Origin of the sequence: Moraxella sp., assembly GCF_024227015.1 — a bacterium.
In the GTDB taxonomy this organism is placed as follows: Bacteria; Pseudomonadota; Gammaproteobacteria; order Pseudomonadales; family Moraxellaceae; genus Moraxella.
In genome coordinates, this window is the sequence record NZ_JAAELD010000009.1 from 1 (window position 1) to 2,323 (window position 2,323).

The window sequence follows — 2,323 nt, forward strand, 5'->3', positions numbered from 1 at the left end:
CAAAAATACTATCTTGTTTTTTCTAGAAAATAAGATAGTGGCTTAAGTCAAAAAACTAATACCCCCAAACAAAAAGGCGGACATCAATCCGCCTTTTTTATCATTCACTGTCTTGGCTCGTTTCTATCATCTCGCCAAGTTCGCTATCACTATCATCATCGCTTGGCTCTTCATGCTCCACACACGCAAGCCCCACCATCGTTTCGCTCTCGCCAATGCGAATGAGCTTGACCCCTTGGGCGTTACGTCCTGCGGTTGCGATTTGGGCGACAGGTGTGCGGACAAGCGTGCCTTTATCGGAGATTAAAATCACGTCTTCATCGCCTGTTACCGCTACCGCCTTGACAAGCTGACCGTTACGCTCTGACGTCTTAATCGCAATCACGCCTTGACCGCCACGCCCTTTGGTCGGATAGTCGTCAATCGGAGTGCGTTTGCCATAGCCGTTTTCACACGCTGTCAAAATCTCGCCTGCCTGTGGGGCAACCACGAGCGACACCACACGACTGACCGACACCACGCTGTCATTATCGGTGTCATCGGTGTCATCATCGGTCGGTTCGTCATCGTCTAAGCCGAGACTGGCTAAGAGATTGACACGGATACCACGCACGCCCTTGGCGGTACGTCCCATGGCACGAATGGCGGATTCTTTAAAGCGAATGGCTTTACCTTCGTTAGAGAACAGCATAATCTCCTGCTCACCGTCCGTAATCGCCACGCCAATCAAGGTATCACCGTCCACAAGGTCAATGGCTCGAAGTCCATTGGCACGCAAATTGGCAAACTGCGACAGCGCCACTCGCTTGACCGTGCCACTTGCCGTAGCAAAGAACACAAATTTGCCATCATCAGACAGCGATTCTACTGGCAAGATGGCGGTAACACTCTCATCAGGCTCAATGTTGATGAGATTGACAAGCGGTCTGCCTTTTGAACCACGGCTTGCGATTGGCACCTCAAAACCACGCAAACCAAACACTCGCCCTGTATTGGTGAAGCACAGAATATGAGCATGCGTACTGGTCACGAGCAAATGCTCAATGACATCATCTTCTTTCATGGCGGTTGCTGATTTGCCCTTGCCGCCACGTTTTTGGGCTTGATAATCACCAATCGGCTGAGTCTTGGCATAACCTGTATGCGACACAGTCATGACAACCGTCTGCTCTGGAATCAAATCCTCACGGCTAAAATCGGCTCGTGCGTCCACAATATCGGTCTTACGCTCATCGCCAAAATCATCACGGATTTGGATAAGCTCCGCCTTAATCACGCCCATCAGCTTATCAAAATCCGCCAAAATCATCTGTAAGCGTGCAATCTCGCCCAAGATCTCTTGGTACTCTTTGGACAATTTGTCCTGCTCCAGACCCGTCAAGCGGTGCAGCTGCATGTCCAAAATGGCATTTACTTGGTCGGGCGATAGGCGGTATTCTTTGTCGTCATTGATAAGCCCAAACGGGGTGTTTAAATCCTCACCTTCTATGATGTCGGGGCGGATAGACGTTGCCCCTGCATTTTTTAGCATGGCAACCACATTGCCCGCCTGCCAGATACGCCCAAGCAGGTTTTCACGAGCCTCAGAGCGATTGGCGGACTTTTTAATGGTCTCAATGATGTCATCAATATTGGCAAGGGCAATGGTCAAGCCCTCTAACAGATGCCCACGAGCTTTGGCTTTATTAAGCTCAAAAATGGTACGGCGTGTAACAACCTCTTGGCGATGACGGATAAAGCTGGCAATCAAGTCATGCAAGGTCATAAGGCGTGGTTGTCCGTTGTCAAGGGCAACCATGTTAATGCTAAAACTGGACTCTAAGGGCGTTTGCAAAAATAGATTATTCACCACCACTTCGGCATTTTCGCCACGTCTTAGGTCAATGGCAATCCGCATACCCTCTTTGTCGGACTCATCACGCACGCCTGTGATACCGTCTAATTTTTTGTCATTGACAAGTTGGGCAATTTGCTCAATGAGTTTGGCTTTATTGACTTGATAAGGAATCTCGGTAAAGACAATGCGTTCACGGTCTTTGCTTGCCCCTTCCATATTTTCAATGACATAACGCCCACGAATGTGCAGTCGCCCTTTGCCTGTGCGATAAGCGTCAGAAATGCCACTTCGCCCATAGATGATACCACCTGTGGGGAAATCAGGTCCGCTGATGTGGCTTGCCAGCTCATCGCCATCAATCTGCGGATTGTCGGCATAGGCAAGGCAAGCATTCACGACTTCGGTCAGGTTATGCGGTGCCATGTTGGTCGCCATACCCACCGCAATCCCTGTCGCCCCATTGACAAGCAGGTTTGGCACACGGGC

1 protein-coding gene is annotated in these 2,323 nt (G+C 50.0%); it reads right to left on the bottom strand.

Annotation, left to right across the window (positions count from 1 at the left end; all coding sequences use genetic code 11):
• Nucleotides 1-100: 100 nt before the first annotated feature.
• On the bottom strand, nucleotides 101-2,323 hold a 2,223-nt coding region (locus tag GY683_RS00145), incomplete at its 5' end, for a DNA gyrase subunit A (RefSeq protein ID WP_297286830.1).